The sequence below is a fragment of the Blochmannia endosymbiont of Camponotus sp. C-046 genome (assembly GCF_023585865.1).
Lineage (GTDB): Bacteria > Pseudomonadota > Gammaproteobacteria > Enterobacterales > Enterobacteriaceae > Blochmanniella.
The window spans coordinates 89,753-108,341 of record NZ_CP097752.1 but is presented as its reverse complement, the minus strand read 5'-3'; the positions used below and the strand labels follow the sequence as shown (position 1 = coordinate 108,341).

The window sequence follows — 18,589 nt, the reverse complement described above, 5'->3', positions numbered from 1 at the left end:
GTATAATATATGCATCTTAACAAATACAAAAAAACAACACTCACAATATAATAACCGATAACAAGAAATCATATTTCTTATTGCACATATTTTACAGATGATCACTTGAAATACTTCTTTAATGTTGACAAAAAATTTCGCTATACATAAATAATGTAGTATATACGCATAATTTTTTAAATCTTCAATAAATATAGTTACTCCTATTTTAAAAATATTATGCCTAAATAACATATACAAAATAAACTATAACAATGCCAAATATCATTATATTAAAGTATCTCATATAAAATACAAGACACATATTAATTTACACTATATTTAAAAATTAAGAATTATAATTATTTTGAAGTATTTTTTCGTGCACACAATAAAATACTAGTGTACACAAAATACATAAACGGTGAACCATGTATACAATATCTCAAGCTAGAAGACTGGGTAAATATTTTTTAATTATAGATAACATGTTTGTAGTTGTAGGGTTTTATGTTGTTTTTCCGCTAATTTCAATATATTTCGTAGAACAATTGGGATGGGGTGCTTTTTTAGTAGGATTTGCTTTAGGATTAAGACAATTTATTCAACAAGGACTAGGCATTCTTAGTGGTGCTTTTGCCGACAAATTAGGAGCCAAACCTATGATTGTATCTGGGTTATTCATCCGTACTTTGGGATTTATTATAATGAGTATTGCAAACACCCCTATGCTATTATGCTTATCATGTGTGTTATCAGCATTAGGCGGAACATTATTTGATCCGCCACGCACTGCATTAGTAATTAAATTAGTTCGTCCATGGGAATTAGGGAGATTTTATTCTGTATTAATGCTAGAAGACAGCATGTGCGCTATTATTGGAATAGTACTGGGTACATGGTTATTACAATATAATTTTCAATTAGTATGCTTTACTGGAGCAATATTATTTTTTATTGCCGGAATTTTTAACGCTTGGAGATTACCTGCATATAAAATTTCTAGTTCTCATGCTTCATTATTAGAAGGAATAAAAAAAGTACTCAATAATCAACGATTTGTAATTTATGTTTTTACTCTAACTGGTTACTATATTCTATCAGCTCAAGTTATGTTAATGTTACCTATTCGCATTCATGAAGTATCCGGTCAATTATCATACATCAAATGGATGTATATCATAGAAGCAATTTTATCTTTATTGTTAATCATGCCTATAACTTGGTGGAGCGAAAAATATTTTAAACTAGAAACACGCTTGATGGTAGGACTAATAACTATGATAATCAGTTTATTTCCTATTGGATCAGTCAAAAATTTAAATACTTTATTGGTTCTAATTAGTTTATTTTACATAGGATCTATTATCGCTGAACCTGCAAGAGAAACTTTAGGGGCGTTACTAACAGACTATAAGGCACGTAGCAGTTATATAGGTTTTAGCAAATTAAGTCTAGCTTTAGGAGGTACTGTAGGATATAGTGGCAGCGGATGGTTGTATGATATTGGAAAAGAACAAAACTTTATGCAATTACCTTGGATCGTTTTAAGCATAATAGGTTTGATTACTTTGTTAGGGCTATATTGTCAATTCAAATATTATTCTTTTCAATCTTTACTTAATAATAATCATGATAAAAAACATAAACTGTGATGAATAAAAACAACAATATAAATATTTCCACTACACTACCTATTCTATAGACTACTAAAACTTACAATAGATATAAACAATTTTAATTATATCTAAACAAAAAACATATACATAATGATTAACATTACTCATCAACCATGAAGCAATTTGATTAATCATACTTGAACTCAATCAAATACATTGTTTTATAATTATTTATTTTTAGTGTTCTTTGTTATTATTGCGCAACAATATGGTGAGGTGTCCGAGTGGCTTAAGGAGCATGCCTGGAAAGCATGTATACATACAAAACCTTATGTATCAAGGGTTCGAATCCCTTCCTCACCGCCACAATCATGTACACCAGTTTTTGTAAAATTCAGTATTTTTGCAAATGGCATTACTATAATCATATATTTCAAAAATTAAAAATTAACTATTAAACTGTGTTATCAATAACAGTTGATCATTATACTATCACTGGACATGATCTTTTCATATTATCTCAAAAAAACACATAATATGAGTAACTTTGCATTTACTGAAATATAGCGCAATAATTACATATATACATTAGAACACCAGTAATCATTTTAATGATTACGAAACATTATTATTAATTATTTAATAATTTTCAATTATATATAAATAATCATACGAGAGATACGAAACCTTCAACAAATACAATTTTATTATATTGTTGCTATATAATCAGTACATTAAAAATGTCATACAATACAGTATTATATATTCCAAATAACGGAGAGAAAGGGATTCGAACCCTTGAAAGATATCATTTCTTTAAAACGGTTTTCGAAACCGCTCCGTTCAACCACTCCGGCATCTCTCCCTTATTCAATAAATTTTCTCACTAAAATATCACATATTCTTTAACATAAGATAATATTTGTCGACATACCTCTTACATGTAAGATCATAATCATACAAGTTCATTATTTACCCCTTCTCAAAAAGAATCAATCCCCATATATAATCCTAAGTTATTAATATAACCATATGTAATGTACATAAAAACATTATCTTTCGTATATTATAAATACTTTATCAAACGAAATTGATTATCATTAAATACTTGTATTATTTCGCATATCCCTATAAAATGACATAATTATATATTATTGGTTCCTCTGTAGTTCAGTTGGTAGAACAGCGGACTGTTAATCCGTATGTCACTGGTTCGATCCCAGTCAGGGGAGCCAAATGATAGTATTAATTAGAGGAATCACTTTTAATTAAAATTCATGTAGTGCTCAGTTGATCGTATCTTATGCTACCGATACACTTACAATTATTTACTCTATTCCAGCTTGATGTAAATCATGCATATTAATTGATCCTACTAATCTTCCTAATTTATCTACTACTGGTGCTGCGGTAATTTTTCGATGATGCAAAGCTTTTAATGCTACACTTGCCCTCCATTCTCTTGGAATACGATATCCAGGTTTAGTCATGGCAATATCAACAGGGGCGTCGAGAGATTTGCCTTGTACCATCCAACGTCTTAAATCTCCATCGGTAAATACTCCTGTAACGCAATTATGATTGTCACATACAGCAGTTAATCCGAGTCCAGTACGACTCAATTCAAACATAGCATCCATTACCGTAACTTTCAAAAAAACTTTCGAAATTTGCTCTCCAGTACGCATCAAATGATGCACACAATTTAATAATTGAGCCCCTAATCTACCTCCTGGATGAGATCGAGCAAATTGTTCTAAACTAAAACCTCTGTGCCTCATAAGGGCCATTGTTAACGCATCACCCATCATTAAAGTATTCACTGCACTTGAAGTAGGAGAAAGCTCCATAGGGCAAGCTTCCCTTTGTATTTTTATATTAAGAACACATGTAGCTCCTTTCGCTAAAGGAGAACTTACATCTCCAGTAAATGCAATCACAGGGATACCGCTATCTGCTAACAATGGCATTAAAGTGATTATTTCACAAGAACGACCTGAATAAGAAATAAACATTACTACGTCTTGTGTTCCAATCATACCTAAATCACCATGTAAAGCTTCCGCAGGATGCACAAAAAAAGCTGGAGTACCTGTACTAGCTAAAGAAGCGGCAATTTTTTTCCCAATATGGCCTGATTTACCTATACCAGAAACTGCAACTTTTCCTGTACAATTCAATAATATACGACAAGCTAACACAATGCTCTCATCCAACCTATCTAACATTCTTTGAGCTTCGTTAATTTCGATCTCTAAAGTTTCTTTAGCATATCCCAAGAGCAACGCGTCATTAATGATTACCATAATTATCAAAATGATAAATATAAAAACTATAACACTACAAATAACTCATCTTCAATATAAGTTACATTCTTTTCACAACACTGGAATATGTATATCTGTGGAGGTCATAACAGCAATTACAAACATTATAAAATTATTATACTTTACCTTTTTGAACACAAACCCACCCAAAAACTATAGAATAACATTCTATATCAAAATAATGAAAATTTATAAATATTTTAATCAACATCCAATATATCACAAAAATGCAATTTAAAATTGATTTAATTTATTACCAAACGATATTTGTATGCTAATCACAACAATATAAATTCATATTTAATACATAACAACAAATGTAAAAATATCCTGAATAACAATCGTTTAATTTTTCATAAATTTTTAAAACTAATCATATTACACAAACGATATCTTTCACATCATGATCATAAATAATAGATAATAATGTTTTATTTCATATAATTCTATTATATCTAACACTTCTGTATAAAATGAATTATCTTTCTTATCTATATATTTAGATATTACAAAATATTTTCAATTTAATTATTAAAATTAACATTTTAAAACCCAATAATTATCCAATTTAATCACTTGAAGATTCTTTAAAATTTTTTAATTTTTTTGATAACTCGCGACGTTCTTTTGATAACTCTGCATTTTTTATAATATATTCATCTACTCGATCTTCATAATCATTACGCATATTTGCAATAATAACTTGTACCCCTTCTATAGAAGTTTCAGACTTAATATAATCCCTTAAATCACCCAGCAATAACACTCTTTTTTGATTATCACGAATTTTTTTTTCATTATCAATAATTTCTCGTTGCAGTTTGTTTTTACGGCGAAATATACGCACAAATTCTAATACATCATAAAATGATTGATCAACATTATCATTCATAATTACATCCTATTTATATTTATTTGAAAAATCCCTACATTACAAACTCCATATGTTTAATTAAAACAAAATAAAAAAATTAATATAATTAAATATTATTAATATCATGTAAGATTATTACATATCATAAATATTTAATAGATAGAGCATGAATAACAATAATAAATTAAAACACCCTATATACAATACATATATAATCAAATCTAATGAAATCGTTATAATATTAATAAATAATTTGATTTTTATTTAATAAAAACAACTCATATAATTATGATAATACAGATTAATATTACACAACCTAGTTTTTTTATTTATGATTATGAAACTTTTGGTATAAACCCAGCGTTAGATAGACCAGCCCAATTTGCCGGAATTCGTACTAATAGCACATTACAACCTATAGAAAAAGAAAAAGTTTTTTTCTGTCGTTTATCAAATGATTATCTTCCCAATCCACAATCTGTCCTTATCACAGGAATTACTCCTCAAGATACTTCATATCATGGATTAATTGAATCGGAATTTGCTAGTCGTATTCATCAATTATTCTGTATTCCTAATACTTGCATCCTTGGATATAATAATATTCATTTTGACGATGAATTTAGTAGAAACATTTTTTATAGAAATTTTTATGACCCTTACTCATGGGCCTATCAACGAGGTAATTCCCGATGGGACTTATTACATATACTACGTGCTTGTTATTCATTATGTCCCAATGGGATTACATGGCCATTGAATACTCAAAATAAACCTAGTTTTCGTCTAAAAGATTTAACGCAAGCAAATTCTATAAAACATATCAACGCACATAATGCCATGTCAGATGTATACGCTACTTTAGAGTTAGCAAAACTGATAAAAGAAGCTCAACCACAATTATTTCAATTTTTATTTAATCATCGGACTAAATATCAGTTAAAAAAAATAATCGATCTAAATAGCATGAATCCTTTGATATTTATAACAAATAAAATGAATAACAAATACAAAAATTTTATTACTTACGTAGCTCCAATTGCTCAACATCCCACAAACCCCAATATTTTAATAGCATGTGATTTAAATGGAAACATAGATGCCTTAATGAATTTCAATGTGAATACAATACATCAAAAATTATATTCTGATCACATAACAATACATGATATTTTCAAAAAAATACCACTACGATTAATTCGATTGAATGCGTGCCCTATATTAATACCAATAAAATTTGTTGAAAACAACAAGATTCAGAGCAATTATATCATGCAGTTCTCTGAAAATTATCGACACTGTTTTAAACATTTAAATTTTCTTAGAATGAATGAAAATGGAGTGCATTTACGCAATAAAATAAACACACTGTATACCATGATAGATTCTTACGTAAATCAACAAAATTTGTATAACAATCTTCATGTAGACAGTCAACTATATCACAAATTTTTTAGTAATTCTGATCGAAAAATAATTGAAAATATTCGTAAAACCCATTCAAAAGACTTAAAAAATTTATGCACTAACCACGTTGATACTCGTTTAAAACCACTCTTGTTCTACTATAGAGCCCGAAATTTTCCTAATACTTTAAATTACCAAGAACAACAAAAATGGTTAAACTATAAAAAAAACAAATTGTTTAATAAAGATCAATCACCATCTTATAATGATCAACTGAATACACTTCTTTCAATTTACAAATATAACGAACAAAACATTACACTTATACGTTTATTGCAAAAATATTATCAACATCTGTATAAAACGTGTTTTCATTTTTATTAAAAAAAAAATCAGTTTTCATTTTTTCACATACATGTAATACATGCATATTCTAATTTAAACTAGAATATATGAAAAAAATTTAAAAAATCACATAATTTTACCAAAATAAGTACTTATACATGTATATCTCATATGTACATATATAATATGTGATTACAATTTAAATTACACATAACTATTTGTAATAATACGCACTAATATTTTAAAGCATTTTTTAATTTAGTTATAATATTAATTATATACGTATAAAATAAAGTAACTTTATAAAATTTAACCCTATACAAATTTAATTATATTCGTTAAAATACTAAGGTAATGAAAATTTTCAATGGGAAAGCTGTACTGCATATGTTAATTTATCATCATGACCCTGATTAAATCCTTCAAATAAAATTTAACAATAGAAATCATTTTTAATCTTTTGTTTATTAAAAAAATCAAAGATATTTCTTTTTGAAAGAATTTTAAAAAATGTTTAATTATGGAAAATTGTTGACATAAGGTAAAATATCATGCTGGATAGATCACGATTACGAATAGCAATACAAAAATCAGGAAGATTGAGCAAAGAATCCCAACAACTTCTCGAACAATGTGGAATTAAAATTAATTTACAACAACAACGTCTACTAGCGTTTGCGGAAAACATGGCCATCGATATAATGAGAGTACGAGATGATGATATTCCTGGTTTAATTATGGATGGTATAGTGGATTTAGGCATTATCGGTGAAAATGTATTAGAAGAAGCGTTGTTAACAAGACGATCGCAAGGAGATAATCCTTGTTACATTACATTACTCCGATTAGATTTTGGAGATTGTCGGTTATCTATGGCCCTACCCATAGACGAACCATGGAATGGCCCAAAATCCTTGCAAGGAAAACGGATTGCCACGTCATACCCGCATCTTCTAAAAAAATATTTAGATGAGTTAGGTATTAATTTTAAATCTTGTTTACTAAATGGATCAGTAGAAGTAGCTCCACGCGCTGGATTGGCAGATGCAATTTGTGATTTAGTGTCTACTGGAGCTACATTAGAAGCTAATGGATTACATGAGGTGGAAGTAATCTATCGATCTAGAGCGTGTCTTATTCAACGATCTGGAAAATTGTCCACCATAAAACAGTCATTAATAAACAAATTAATAATTCGCATTCAAGGAATCATCCAAGCTAGAGGATCTAAGTACATCATGCTGCATGCTCCTGCTGCACAACTAGAGGAAATTATTAATTTACTACCTGGAGCAGAAAGTCCGACAGTATTACCACTAGCAGGCAATCAACATCGTGTGGCAATATACATGGTAAGCAATGAAACATTATTCTGGGAAACAATGGAAAATTTAAAAAACCTTGGAGCTAGTTCTATTTTAGTATTACCAATAGAAAAAATGATGGAATAATATTATGAATTCTCATGAACACCCTAGATCTATTTATTGGAATGATTGTTCCACATCTGAACAAAAAACACTTCTTATCCGTCCAATAAATAATAAATTAAATGATATTTATACAAATGTTAAAAATATACTCACACAAGTTTATAACGAAGGCGATCATGCTTTATTTAAATTTAATTTTGATTTCGATAACGCACAAACTAAACAATTGCAAATCCCATACGAAATTATCATGCATTCAGGACGTAACTTATCTAATGGAATAAAACAAGCAATACATACTGCCATGGCCAATATAACACAGTTTCATCAAGCACACTGTTATTCAGATGTACACCTGGAAACTTTTCCAGGTGTACATTGCCAACAAATTATTCGTCCATTAAATATTGTTGGATTGTATATACCAGGAGGCACTGCTCCCTTGTTGTCAACAGTAATGATGTTAGGTATTCCAGCTCATATCGCAAAATGTAGACGTGTGATATTATGTTCACCACCACCGATTCCAGATATAATAATATACACCGCACAACTTTGCGGTATCGACGAAATTTATCAAGTAGGAGGTAGTCAAGCTATAGCCGCTATGGGATTTGGTACTGAATCTATTCCAAAAGTAAATAAAATATTTGGACCCGGTAATATTTGGGTTACAGAAGCAAAACGACAAATTAACCTTTCACCAAATGGAACAGCGATTGATATGTTAGCTGGACCTTCCGAAATATTAATTATTGCAGATCATACAGCTAATCCTATTTTTATTGCTGCAGATCTTTTATCACAAGCAGAACACGGACCTGATTCACACGTAATACTTATCACACCCCACGCATACATTGTAGAACAAACAAAACATGAGCTACACAAGCAATTGAAAATACTACCACGTAGTAATATCATTAATAATGTATTATTAAATAGCCGCATGATTATTACTTCTAATTTAATGGAATGTTTTTCTATAAGTAATAGCTATGCTCCAGAACATTTGAGCATTCAAATTGAAAATGCATCAGATTATTTACATCATATTACCAACGCTGGGTCAATATTCCTTGGACATTGGTCTCCGGGAACGGCTGGAGATTATGCTAGTGGACCCAATCATGTCTTACCTACATATGGGCATGCAATCACCACATCTGGACTAGGAGTTATAGATTTTCAAAAAAGAATGTCGGTGCAACAATTAACTCAACATGGATTATTACAATTATCATCAACCATCACAACATTAACAAAAATCGAGCAATTAAAAGCTCATGAATATGCTGTAACACATCGTATAAATTATATCAAGGAACAAAATGAACGTTCGTTACTTGGCTAGAAATAATATATTAACTCTCAAACCTTATCAATCTGCTAGAAAATTCACGTACTCAGGAAAGATATGGCTGAACGCTAATGAATTTCCAATCAATCCCGACTATCAGTTTCGTTATAAAAACATTCATAGATACCCTACTTGTCAACCACAAGAAGTGATCAATAATTACGCTGATTACGCCGGAATTCGATCAGATCAAATTTTAGTATCGAGAGGAGCTGATGAAAGTATTGAATTATTAATGAAAGTTTTTTGTAATCCTGGAAAAGACGTTATTATATTTTGTCCACCGACATACGGTATGTATAAAACTACTGCAGAAATTTTAGGCATTAATTATCGAGTTATACCTAAAAATAAAAACTGGCAACTTGATTTACTATCCATTCAATCACAACTTAACAACGTTAAGTTAGTTTATATTTGCAACCCAAATAACCCCACTGGTAATATCATTCATTTAAATAGTTTAAAAAAATTATTAGATATTATTCAAAATAGAGCGTTATTAGTAGCCGATGAAGCATATATTGATTTTTGCCCGGACGCAAGCTTAGCCCGGTGGCTATCAGCGTATCCTCATCTGGTTATTTTAAGAACTTTATCTAAAGCTTTCGCATTAGCAGGATTACGCTGCGGCTTCACTTTAGCTAATCCAGAAATTATTACATTACTAGAAAAAGTGATCGCACCATACCCATTATCTACTCCAGTCATTGATATTGCAGAACAAGCTCTAACCCCTACAAATATACAACGTACTCAGAATAGAATAGCTACAGTCAATATAAACCGAACTATATTAATTACAGGATTAAAGCAATGTTCTTGTGTCCAAAAAGTATTCAATAGTAACGCTAATTATGTATTGGTTAGATTCTATCCAAAATATCAGGTTTTCAAGACATTGTTGCATCAAGGTATAGTATTAAGGGATCAAAGCAATCAACCAGGGTTAGTGAATTGCTTGCGTATCACTGTTGGCACATATAATGAATGCAAACATGTAGTTTCTGTTTTAAAAAAATTACATGTTACATCATTATCCATATCAGCAAATAGGAGCGCTCATGAATCATAAAATTTTATTTATAGATCGTGATGGAACCTTAATTAACGAACCAAAAGTCAATTTTCAAATTGATTCTTTAGATAAATTCTCATTAGAACCATATGTTATTCCCGCTCTTATAGAGTTAAAAAATATAGGTTTTGAGTTTGTTATAGTCACTAATCAAAATGGATTAGGAAGCGCTTCATTTCCTATAGAAAAATTCAATAAACCACATCATCTAATGATACAAATCTTTCAATCTCAAGGTATTAAATTTAATCAAATATTAATCTGCCCTCATCTCCCTGAGGAACAATGTAGTTGTCGTAAACCAAAAACTGCATTAGTAAATTCTTGGCTAATCGATAAAAAATTAAATAAATTTAATAGTTATGTTATCGGAGATCGAGATACTGATATGATGTTAGCAACTAACATGGGTCTTCAAGGAATACAATATGATCGTATTAATTTTGGTTGGAAAAAAATTAAAAATTATTTAACACAAAATCACAGGGCAGCATATATTCATCGAGTCACTGAAGAAACTAACATAGATATAGCGATATGGGTAGATCAAAATAATAAAAGTTACATTAATACCGGAATCAATTTTTTTAATCATATGTTACAGCAAATAGCTGTTCATGCTGGATTATGTATGAATATTACGGCAAAAGGAGATGTACATGTAGATGATCATCATACTGTAGAAGATACAGCCTTAGTATTAGGAGAAGCTTTAAACACTGCATTAGGCAACAAATGTGGTATTGGAAGGTTCGGTTTTATCCTACCTATGGATGAGAGTATTGCGCGATGTGTATTAGATCTTTCTGGAAGAACATATTTTTACTATGAAGCTAAATATACTTTCCAAAAAATTGGAGATCTCAGTACTGAAATGATAGAACATTTTTTTCGTTCATTATCTTCAAAAATGGGTTGCGCTTTACATTTACACGCAACTGGAAAAAATGATCACCATAAAGCAGAAAGTTTATTTAAATCTTTCGGGCGATCATTACGTCAAGCTATTTATATCAATAATAATAATATACCAAGTTCTAAGGGAACATTGCTATGAATATAGTGATTATAAACACCAACTGTTCTAATTTATTATCTGTCAAAACCATGCTACATAGGTTAGGACATAACCCAATAATAAGTGACAGAGCTGAGATTATATCTCAGGCGGACAAACTGTTTTTACCAGGAGTAGGTGCAGCTGCGTCTGTAATGCAGCAGTTAAAAAAAAAAATCTAGTTACGTTGATACAAAATTATACTAAACCAATATTAGGTATTTGTTTAGGAATGCAGTTGTTTGGATCTATAAGTTCTGAAAATGATGGCGTAAACACGTTGAATATTATTCATACACCTGTTACACGTATGCAATACCGAGGATTTCCTCTTCCGCATATGGGATGGAATACCATTACTATCCCTAAAAAACATTTTTTCTTTCATGGTATAAAGAAGAGTGATTATTTTTATTTTGCACATAATTATTGCATAGAAATATGTTCTGCAACAATTTCTAAAACAAATTACGGACAATTATTTAGTTCAGTTATAAAATATAAAAATTTCTTTGGCGTACAATTTCATCCAGAAAAATCTGGGATACCTGGACAACAATTAATAAAAAATTTTTTGGAGATATAATTTGTGATTATTCCCGCTCTAGATATTATTAACGGAAATATAGTTAGGTTGTATCAAGGATCTTATCGCATGCAAACTAATTACGGTGAACCTATTTCATTATTGAAAAAATACATACAGCAAGGATCAAAAATGATACATCTGGTTGATCTAGATGGAGCAAAAAATCCATTAAACAGACAAAGTTTATTAATTAGTCAATTAATAAAAGAAACTACTCCTCTATCAAAAATACAAATAGGAGGAGGTATACGTAACGCTACAGATGTAGAAATTCTGTTAGAATCAGGAGCAACACGTATAGTATTAGGTTCTGTAGCAGTTACACAACCAAAGACAGTAAAAAAATGGTTTGAATATTTTGATCCAAATGCCTTAGTTTTAGCGATAGATATCCATGTTTATTCTAAAAAAAATCGAAAAGTAGCTATTTATGGTTGGCAAAAAGAAAGTAATTTACAATTAGAACAAATAATAGAAGAATATTGTACTGTAGGTTTAAAACATATTATTTGCACGGATATATCTAAAGATGGAACGTTGTTAGGTAGTAATATATCTTTGTATCAATCAATATGTCATTGTTGGCCACAAATATCATTTCAAGCATCTGGAGGTGTCAATAAATTAATAGAGATATCTAAATTACGTTCTGCTGGAGTAGCAGGAATTATTATTGGTCGTGCTTTTTTAGACAATATATTTACTATCGATGAGGCTACATCATGTTGGCAAAACGAATAATTCCTTGTCTCGATGTAGCTAATAATAAAGTCATTAAAGGGATACAATTCAAAGATCATAAAATTGTAGGCGATATCTTAGATTTAGCAAAAAGATATGCAAAATCAGGAGCCGATGAATTAGTATTCTATGATATTACAGCATCACCGAATGATCAAGTAGTAAATAAAAAATGGATTTCTCAGGTTGCCGAGATAATAAATATCCCATTTTGTGTTGCTGGAGGCATAAGTACATTAAAACAAGCTAAACAAATTCTTGCATCTGGAGCAGACAAAATTTCAATTAACTCTCCCGCTCTAATTAACCCAATACTAATCCAAGAACTAGCTAACCATTTAGGTACACAATGTATTGTAGTGAGCATCGATACTTGGCATAATCCTAAAAAAAAAATTTATCAAGTAAAATGCTATACTGGAGACAGCACTCGTATGCACATCACAACATGGCAAACATTGGATTGGGTTAAAAAAGTACAAGAATATGGAGCTGGAGAGATAGTATTAAATATGATGAATCAAGATGGAATGAAAAATGGTTACGATTTAGATCAATTACGAAATATCAGAAAACATTGTAAAGTACCACTTATAGCTTCGGGAGGAGCTGGTACCTATCAACATTTCTTAGAAGCATTTCGCGATGCTGATGTGGACGGTGCTTTAGCGGCTTCAGTGTTTCATAAAAAAATTATTGATATTCATAAATTGAAGCAATTTTTATACAAAGAAGGAATAAATATTAGATTATGCTAATTAAAAATCATCATGATCAATTAGATTGGACTAAAAATCACGGTCTAATACCCGCTATTATACAACATGCGAAGTCAGGAGAAGTATTAATGTTAGGGTATATGAATAAAGAATCAATGATAAAAACAGAAAAAACTAAGCATGTTACTTTTTTCTCACGCAAAAAAAATAGATTATGGACTAAAGGAGAAAAATCCGGAAATATATTAAACTTAATCAATTGGTATTCAGATTGCGATCAAGATGCGTTATTAATCTTTGTTTTACCAGATGGACCTGCTTGCCATAATAACACTAGCAGCTGCTTCCATCCTGGGATAGCAGAATTAAGTTTTCTTCATCAATTAGAAAACGTTATATCTTCAAAAAAAAATATACCATCCCATCTCATTAATACATCTTATACATCTCGTTTATATGCTAGTGGCATCAAACGCATTGCTCAAAAAGTGGGAGAAGAAGGTCTAGAAACAGCTCTTGCAGCAATTTCCTGCTATAATACAAAAGAACTCATTAATGAAGCATCAGATTTAATTTATCATTTATTAGTCCTATTACAACATAAATCATTAAACTTTAATGCAATCATCCAAGAATTGAAAATTAGAAATAATAAGAACCACTTAATCGACAAAAGATAATACATAATATACATAAAATAATACAATAAAACCAAACAATTACTCGTTTTAGTATTGTCGATATGTAATTAACATTAATAGATTTTTAGAACATTAAGGTAATTCACTATAAAAATAACAACAAACTATTCTTTTAAAGAATAGGAATAACAAACTTAATATCTCCAAAATCCTCATTATTATATATACGGGAATTTTGTTTGTTACTTTAAATTACTTAATCAATATTAACAATGTTTTCCTCACATTTATCTTAACCAATCAGTGTGAAACGTACCTTGTTTATCAAAACACATGTAAGTATGCGCTCCAAAATAATCTCGTTGTGCTTGAATAAGATTTGCAGGTAATATATTACTGCGATAACTATCATAGTACGCTATAGCAGTGGATAATGCAGGCATTGGAATACCGTATTTAATAGCACACATTACTATATCTCTCAACATTTGTTGATAATCATTCGCGATAGTACTGCAATACGGAGACAATAATAAATTATTGATATCTGGAGTTTGGGAATAAATATCAATAATTTTTTTTAAAAATTTTGATCTAATTATGCATCCTGCACGAAAAATTTGAGCAATTTGTTTGTAATTTAAATCCCAATGATACTTATCAGACGCAATTCTTAATTGATAAAAACCTTGAGCATATAAAATAATCTTACCAAGATACAATGCTTTTCGAGCTTTTTCTAAGTATAAACACCTACTCTCACAACAATTTTTTATATTAGGCCCTGATAATATTTTTGAAGCTTTAAGACGTTGTTTTTTAAGAACAGACATATAACGAGCAAACACTGATTCAGTAATCATACCTAACGGTATTCCTAAATCTATCGCATCTTGACTAGTCCATGCTCCAGTGCTTTTATTTCCAGCCACATCTAATATAGAATTAAGAATATGATCATTATTGGCATTTTTTTTAACACAAATATAGCTTGTTATTTCAATAAGATAACTATTTAATTCTCCTTGATTCCATTGATTAAAAATTTCTCCCAATTCTTCATAAGTTAAATGAAATATTTTTTGTAAAAAAAAATATATTTCAGCAATTATTTGCATATCTCCGTACTCTATACCGTTATGTATCATCTTGAGATAATGCCCAGATCCATTCGGCCCTATATATGCAACGCAAGTTTCATCATCAACACGAGCGGCAATTTTTTTAAAAACCGACTCCACCATTTTATATGCATTTATATGTCCTCCAGGCATGATGGATGGTCCTTTCAAAGCTCCTTCTTCTCCCCCGGAAATACCAGTACCAATAAAATGTATCCCTTTTTTTGATAACTCAAGATTACGACGCATAGTATCTTTATAAAATGAATTACCTCCATCAATTAAAACATCTCCTGGATTCATATAGGGGGATAATATTTTTATAATACTATCGATATATGTTCCTGACGTAATCATTAAAAATATAAAACGAGGTTTATTTAAAGATAGTACAAACTCTTCTATTGAATAACATGGAATAATATTTTTTTTGGAATTATTAGCAACAATTGCATCAGTTTTATTTTTAGAACGATTGTAAACAACAACACAATAACCTTTACTTTCGATGTTCAAAGCTAAATTTCGACCCATAACACCCATACCGATAATACCAATTTTTTCTTGTTTGAACATATCTGCTCCTCTATGGTATAAGTATGTTGTATATTTTAATAATAGTTAAATAACGACTAATTTATATTTAGTTTACAATATAAACATATTATTACATAAATATTTCAATATAAAATAAAACATTTTAAACAATATTAATATACATAAACATAAAACATCACGACAAATATAAGTTTCAAATGTTATTAACTCGTGATCTTAAAGGCCAATCATGATAAAATATTAATTTTCAAAAAATATCCTACAACATATCACTACATGTGCATACATATTTTATGTATCATAATAAAATTATGATATACTCGTACGAAATTAAATTTAAAATAAGTAATCAATTATAATAATAATAAATAATTTTTTATTGAATATAAAACCATTATTATAATGATACTAAAATATTAACAAAACCATTAAAATAACCAAATATAATTTTAATTATTGTAATGTATAAACAGCATATATACTATACGTTCATAATGTAAATTACAAAAAACAAAATATATTTTAATAATCTACAATATGTGTTGTTATGCAACATATATAAATTTTTAAATCAAAAAACTATATGACTGCAAAAAAAATGTTAGTTACTTGCGCGCTTCCTTACGCTAATGGTTCTCTTCATATCGGACATATGTTAGAGCATATACAAGCAGATATCTGGGTTCGTTATCAACGCATGCAAGGCAATTGCGTATATTTTATTTGCGCAGATGATGCACATGGCACCGCTATTATGTTAAAATCACAACAACTTAATATAACACCAGAACAAATGATTACCCGAATGCAACAAGAACATCAACGAGATTGCTACGAATTTGGGATTAATTATGATAATTATTATTCTACGCACAGTAAAGAAACTCGTGAATTACTACATGATATTTACTTTCGATTAAAGAAACGTGGACTCATTAAGTCTAAATTTATTTCTCAATTATATGATCCTAAAAAAAATATGTTTTTACCAGATCGATTTGTTAAGGGTACATGCCCAAAATGCAAAAAAGATGATCAATATGGAGATAATTGTGAAAAATGCGGTACTATTTATACCTCTTTAGAACTTATAAATCCCAAATCAGTTATTTCTGGAACATCTCCGATAATACGAAAATCGAAACATCTCTTTTTTGATTTACCAGTTTTTACTGATATATTACGTACATGGATCCAATCAGGAAACATACAAAAAGAAGTAACCAATAAAATAGAAGAATGGTTCAAATCAGGTTTAAAACAGTGGGATATTTCTAGAGACGCTCCTTATTTTGGATTTAAGATTCCTAATGCTTCAGAAAAATATTTTTATGTATGGATGGATGCCCCTATAGGATATATGGGCACCTTTAAAAACTTATGTAAAAAAAACAAAAACATATCTTTTAATGATTTTTGGAACTTAAATTCCAAAACAGACTTATATCATTTCATAGGTAAAGATATTATCTACTTTCATTGTCTTTTCTGGCCAGCTATTTTATCAGGCAGTCAATTTCGTAAACCAACTAATATATTTGTTCACGGCCATGTTACTATAAACGGATCTAAAATATCGAAATCTAAAGGTACTTGTATCAACGTACGTACTTACTTATCATGTCTAAACCCAGATTATTTGAGATATTATTACGCTACAAAACTCTCATCGCATACTAGCGACATAGATTTAAATCTATCAGATTTTATTACTAGAGTAAATTCAGATATTATTAATAAAATATTGAATTTAGCATCTAGAAATTCCGGATTTATACATCAATATTATAATGGTCATTTATCAAATACATTGACCCATCCATTTATATATAATATGTTTATTGAATCCAGACACTCTATAGGAGAATTTTTTCAAAAAAGAGAGTTTAATTGCGCAATGCGTGAAATTATGAAATTAGCAGATGAAGCTAATCGTTACATAGACAGACATGCTCCATGGCATGTCGCAAAAAAAATAGGCCGTAGACATGAAGCATTATCTATTTATTCTATGGGTATTCAATTGTTTCGTATTCTTATGGTATATTTAAAACCCGTATTACCTAAATTAGCTGATTACAGTGAATATTTTCTCAACACTCGTCTCACATGGGAGAGCCTTTCTATGCCTTTATCAAACCATCGAATTAATAAATTTAAAATAATTTTTTCTCGAATTCATCCTGATCAAATTAAATCTATAACAAATAAATCTCAACTAAATGAAAACATATCCTAATCCTTATTATAGGATATCCTATAAAGATACACAAAAATAAATTATGATATCACACAATAATATTAAAACTCCCTCCCAAATAATGACATATGTCTTACAAAATGTAAAAATTACTACATAAATTCATTATAATCAAAATTTCAAATATCTATCCAAAAGGTAATCTCTTGTTCCAAACAAACAGCTGCTCCCTAAAATTAGATATACGCATATGTATATAAATATAACGTAATACTACTCAACATTTTAATTTATATAAATAAAACAAATGTATATTCTTAATATCATTAAGATATAGCAGTAAACAATGCTATTAATCTTGTTGAAACAGTTTAAAAAAACACTATATTAATAGATGCCATTCAAAACAAAACAATTGTAATCAAATCAATGATAATAAATACAGTTAAAGTATAATAAAATTTAGTTACAATTATTTCTTTTATTCAAACAACCATTACCCAATTTAAATTTATTTTTATTAATTTAAAACATTTAAATC

General features: G+C 29.5%; 12 protein-coding genes, 3 tRNA genes and 2 pseudogenes. 13 read left to right on the top strand and 4 right to left on the bottom strand.

All coding sequences use genetic code 11. From position 1 onward, the window contains the following. Nucleotides 1–410 precede the first annotated feature (410 nt). Nucleotides 411–1,634: a multidrug efflux MFS transporter MdtH gene (gene mdtH / locus M9409_RS00450; protein WP_250226998.1), complete on the top strand. Its 1,224-nt coding sequence runs from the start codon at nucleotides 411–413 to the stop codon at nucleotides 1,632–1,634. A gap of 234 nt (nucleotides 1,635–1,868) precedes the next feature. Beyond that, nucleotides 1,869–1,964, top strand: a tRNA-Ser gene (locus tag M9409_RS00445). 409 nt (nucleotides 1,965–2,373) lie between these two features. Here the strand turns inward: M9409_RS00445 and M9409_RS00440 are convergent. Further along, nucleotides 2,374–2,463 (bottom strand) — tRNA-Ser (locus tag M9409_RS00440). A 294-nt stretch (nucleotides 2,464–2,757) separates the two neighbouring features. Between M9409_RS00440 and M9409_RS00435 the strand changes: the two genes are divergently transcribed. Further along, nucleotides 2,758–2,833, top strand: a tRNA-Asn gene (locus tag M9409_RS00435). A gap of 93 nt (nucleotides 2,834–2,926) precedes the next feature. On the opposite strand, the gene gutQ is transcribed toward M9409_RS00435, so the two are convergent. Both gutQ and tmaR read right to left on the bottom strand, forming a co-directional pair. After that, on the bottom strand, nucleotides 2,927–3,904 hold the full coding sequence (gutQ, locus tag M9409_RS00430; RefSeq protein WP_250226997.1) for an arabinose-5-phosphate isomerase GutQ: 978 nt from the start codon (nucleotides 3,902–3,904) through the stop codon (nucleotides 2,927–2,929). Between the two features lie 589 nt (nucleotides 3,905–4,493). After that, a complete protein-coding gene (tmaR, locus tag M9409_RS00425; RefSeq protein ID WP_250226996.1) occupies nucleotides 4,494–4,817 on the bottom strand; it encodes a PTS system regulator TmaR in 324 nt (107 codons plus the stop codon). Nucleotides 4,818–5,087: 270 nt separating this feature from the next. On the opposite strand from tmaR, the gene sbcB reads away from it, so the two are divergent. From sbcB to hisIE, 9 genes and pseudogenes are all read left to right on the top strand, one after another. After that, nucleotides 5,088–6,590, top strand: coding sequence for an exodeoxyribonuclease I (gene sbcB / locus M9409_RS00420; RefSeq protein WP_250226995.1), 1,503 nt, complete (start codon nucleotides 5,088–5,090; stop codon nucleotides 6,588–6,590). Nucleotides 6,591–7,102: 512 nt separating this feature from the next. Beyond that, a complete protein-coding gene (gene hisG / locus M9409_RS00415; RefSeq protein ID WP_250226994.1) occupies nucleotides 7,103–8,002 on the top strand; it encodes an ATP phosphoribosyltransferase in 900 nt (299 codons plus the stop codon). A 4-nt stretch (nucleotides 8,003–8,006) separates the two neighbouring features. Then, nucleotides 8,007–9,338, top strand: coding sequence for a histidinol dehydrogenase (hisD, locus tag M9409_RS00410; RefSeq protein WP_250226993.1), 1,332 nt, complete (start codon nucleotides 8,007–8,009; stop codon nucleotides 9,336–9,338). Further along, nucleotides 9,316–10,419 carry a histidinol-phosphate transaminase gene (hisC, locus tag M9409_RS00405; protein ID WP_250226992.1) on the top strand — a complete coding sequence of 368 codons (1,104 nt, stop codon included), beginning with the start codon at nucleotides 9,316–9,318 and terminating at the stop codon, nucleotides 10,417–10,419. The genes hisD and hisC overlap by 23 nt, the downstream gene beginning before the upstream one ends. Beyond that, the gene (hisB, locus tag M9409_RS00400; protein ID WP_250226991.1) at nucleotides 10,409–11,479 is read left to right on the top strand and encodes a bifunctional histidinol-phosphatase/imidazoleglycerol-phosphate dehydratase HisB; all 1,071 of its coding nucleotides are present in this window, start codon (nucleotides 10,409–10,411) and stop codon (nucleotides 11,477–11,479) included. The genes hisC and hisB overlap by 11 nt, the downstream gene beginning before the upstream one ends. Beyond that, nucleotides 11,476–12,065: pseudogene (gene hisH, locus M9409_RS00395) on the top strand (imidazole glycerol phosphate synthase subunit HisH). The gene hisB and the pseudogene hisH overlap by 4 nt, the downstream one beginning before the upstream one ends. Before the next feature lie 3 nt (nucleotides 12,066–12,068). Further along, complete coding sequence (locus M9409_RS00390) at nucleotides 12,069–12,809, top strand: 1-(5-phosphoribosyl)-5-[(5-phosphoribosylamino)methylideneamino] imidazole-4-carboxamide isomerase (RefSeq protein ID WP_250226990.1); 741 nt, start codon at nucleotides 12,069–12,071, stop codon at nucleotides 12,807–12,809. Beyond that, nucleotides 12,791–13,567, top strand: a complete 777-nt coding sequence (hisF, locus tag M9409_RS00385) for an imidazole glycerol phosphate synthase subunit HisF (protein ID WP_250226989.1) — start codon at nucleotides 12,791–12,793, stop codon at nucleotides 13,565–13,567. Before M9409_RS00390 ends, hisF begins: the two co-directional genes overlap by 19 nt. Then, nucleotides 13,561–14,208 carry a bifunctional phosphoribosyl-AMP cyclohydrolase/phosphoribosyl-ATP diphosphatase HisIE gene (hisIE, locus tag M9409_RS00380; protein ID WP_250226988.1) on the top strand — a complete coding sequence of 216 codons (648 nt, stop codon included), beginning with the start codon at nucleotides 13,561–13,563 and terminating at the stop codon, nucleotides 14,206–14,208. The genes hisF and hisIE overlap by 7 nt, the downstream gene beginning before the upstream one ends. A gap of 248 nt (nucleotides 14,209–14,456) precedes the next feature. Here hisIE and gnd read toward each other — a convergent pair whose 3' ends face one another. Beyond that, on the bottom strand, nucleotides 14,457–15,866 hold the full coding sequence (gene gnd, locus M9409_RS00375) for a decarboxylating NADP(+)-dependent phosphogluconate dehydrogenase (protein WP_250226987.1): 1,410 nt from the start codon (nucleotides 15,864–15,866) through the stop codon (nucleotides 14,457–14,459). 565 nt (nucleotides 15,867–16,431) lie between these two features. Between gnd and metG the strand changes: the two are divergent. Continuing rightward, a pseudogene (gene metG, locus M9409_RS00370) lies at nucleotides 16,432–18,066 on the top strand (methionine--tRNA ligase); the annotation flags it as partial. Between the last annotated feature and the right edge of the window lie 523 nt (nucleotides 18,067–18,589).

Coding starts and splice junctions, on each gene's coding strand:
- mdtH (WP_250226998.1), top strand. CDS start 411: ATGTATACAATATCTCAAGCTAGAAGACTGGGTAAATATTTTTTAATT.
- gutQ (WP_250226997.1), bottom strand. CDS start 3,904: ATGGTAATCATTAATGACGCGTTGCTCTTGGGATATGCTAAAGAAACT.
- tmaR (WP_250226996.1), bottom strand. CDS start 4,817: ATGAATGATAATGTTGATCAATCATTTTATGATGTATTAGAATTTGTG.
- sbcB (WP_250226995.1), top strand. CDS start 5,088: ATGATAATACAGATTAATATTACACAACCTAGTTTTTTTATTTATGAT.
- hisG (WP_250226994.1), top strand. CDS start 7,103: ATGCTGGATAGATCACGATTACGAATAGCAATACAAAAATCAGGAAGA.
- hisD (WP_250226993.1), top strand. CDS start 8,007: ATGAATTCTCATGAACACCCTAGATCTATTTATTGGAATGATTGTTCC.
- hisC (WP_250226992.1), top strand. CDS start 9,316: ATGAACGTTCGTTACTTGGCTAGAAATAATATATTAACTCTCAAACCT.
- hisB (WP_250226991.1), top strand. CDS start 10,409: ATGAATCATAAAATTTTATTTATAGATCGTGATGGAACCTTAATTAAC.
- hisF (WP_250226989.1), top strand. CDS start 12,791: ATGTTGGCAAAACGAATAATTCCTTGTCTCGATGTAGCTAATAATAAA.
- hisIE (WP_250226988.1), top strand. CDS start 13,561: ATGCTAATTAAAAATCATCATGATCAATTAGATTGGACTAAAAATCAC.
- gnd (WP_250226987.1), bottom strand. CDS start 15,866: ATGTTCAAACAAGAAAAAATTGGTATTATCGGTATGGGTGTTATGGGT.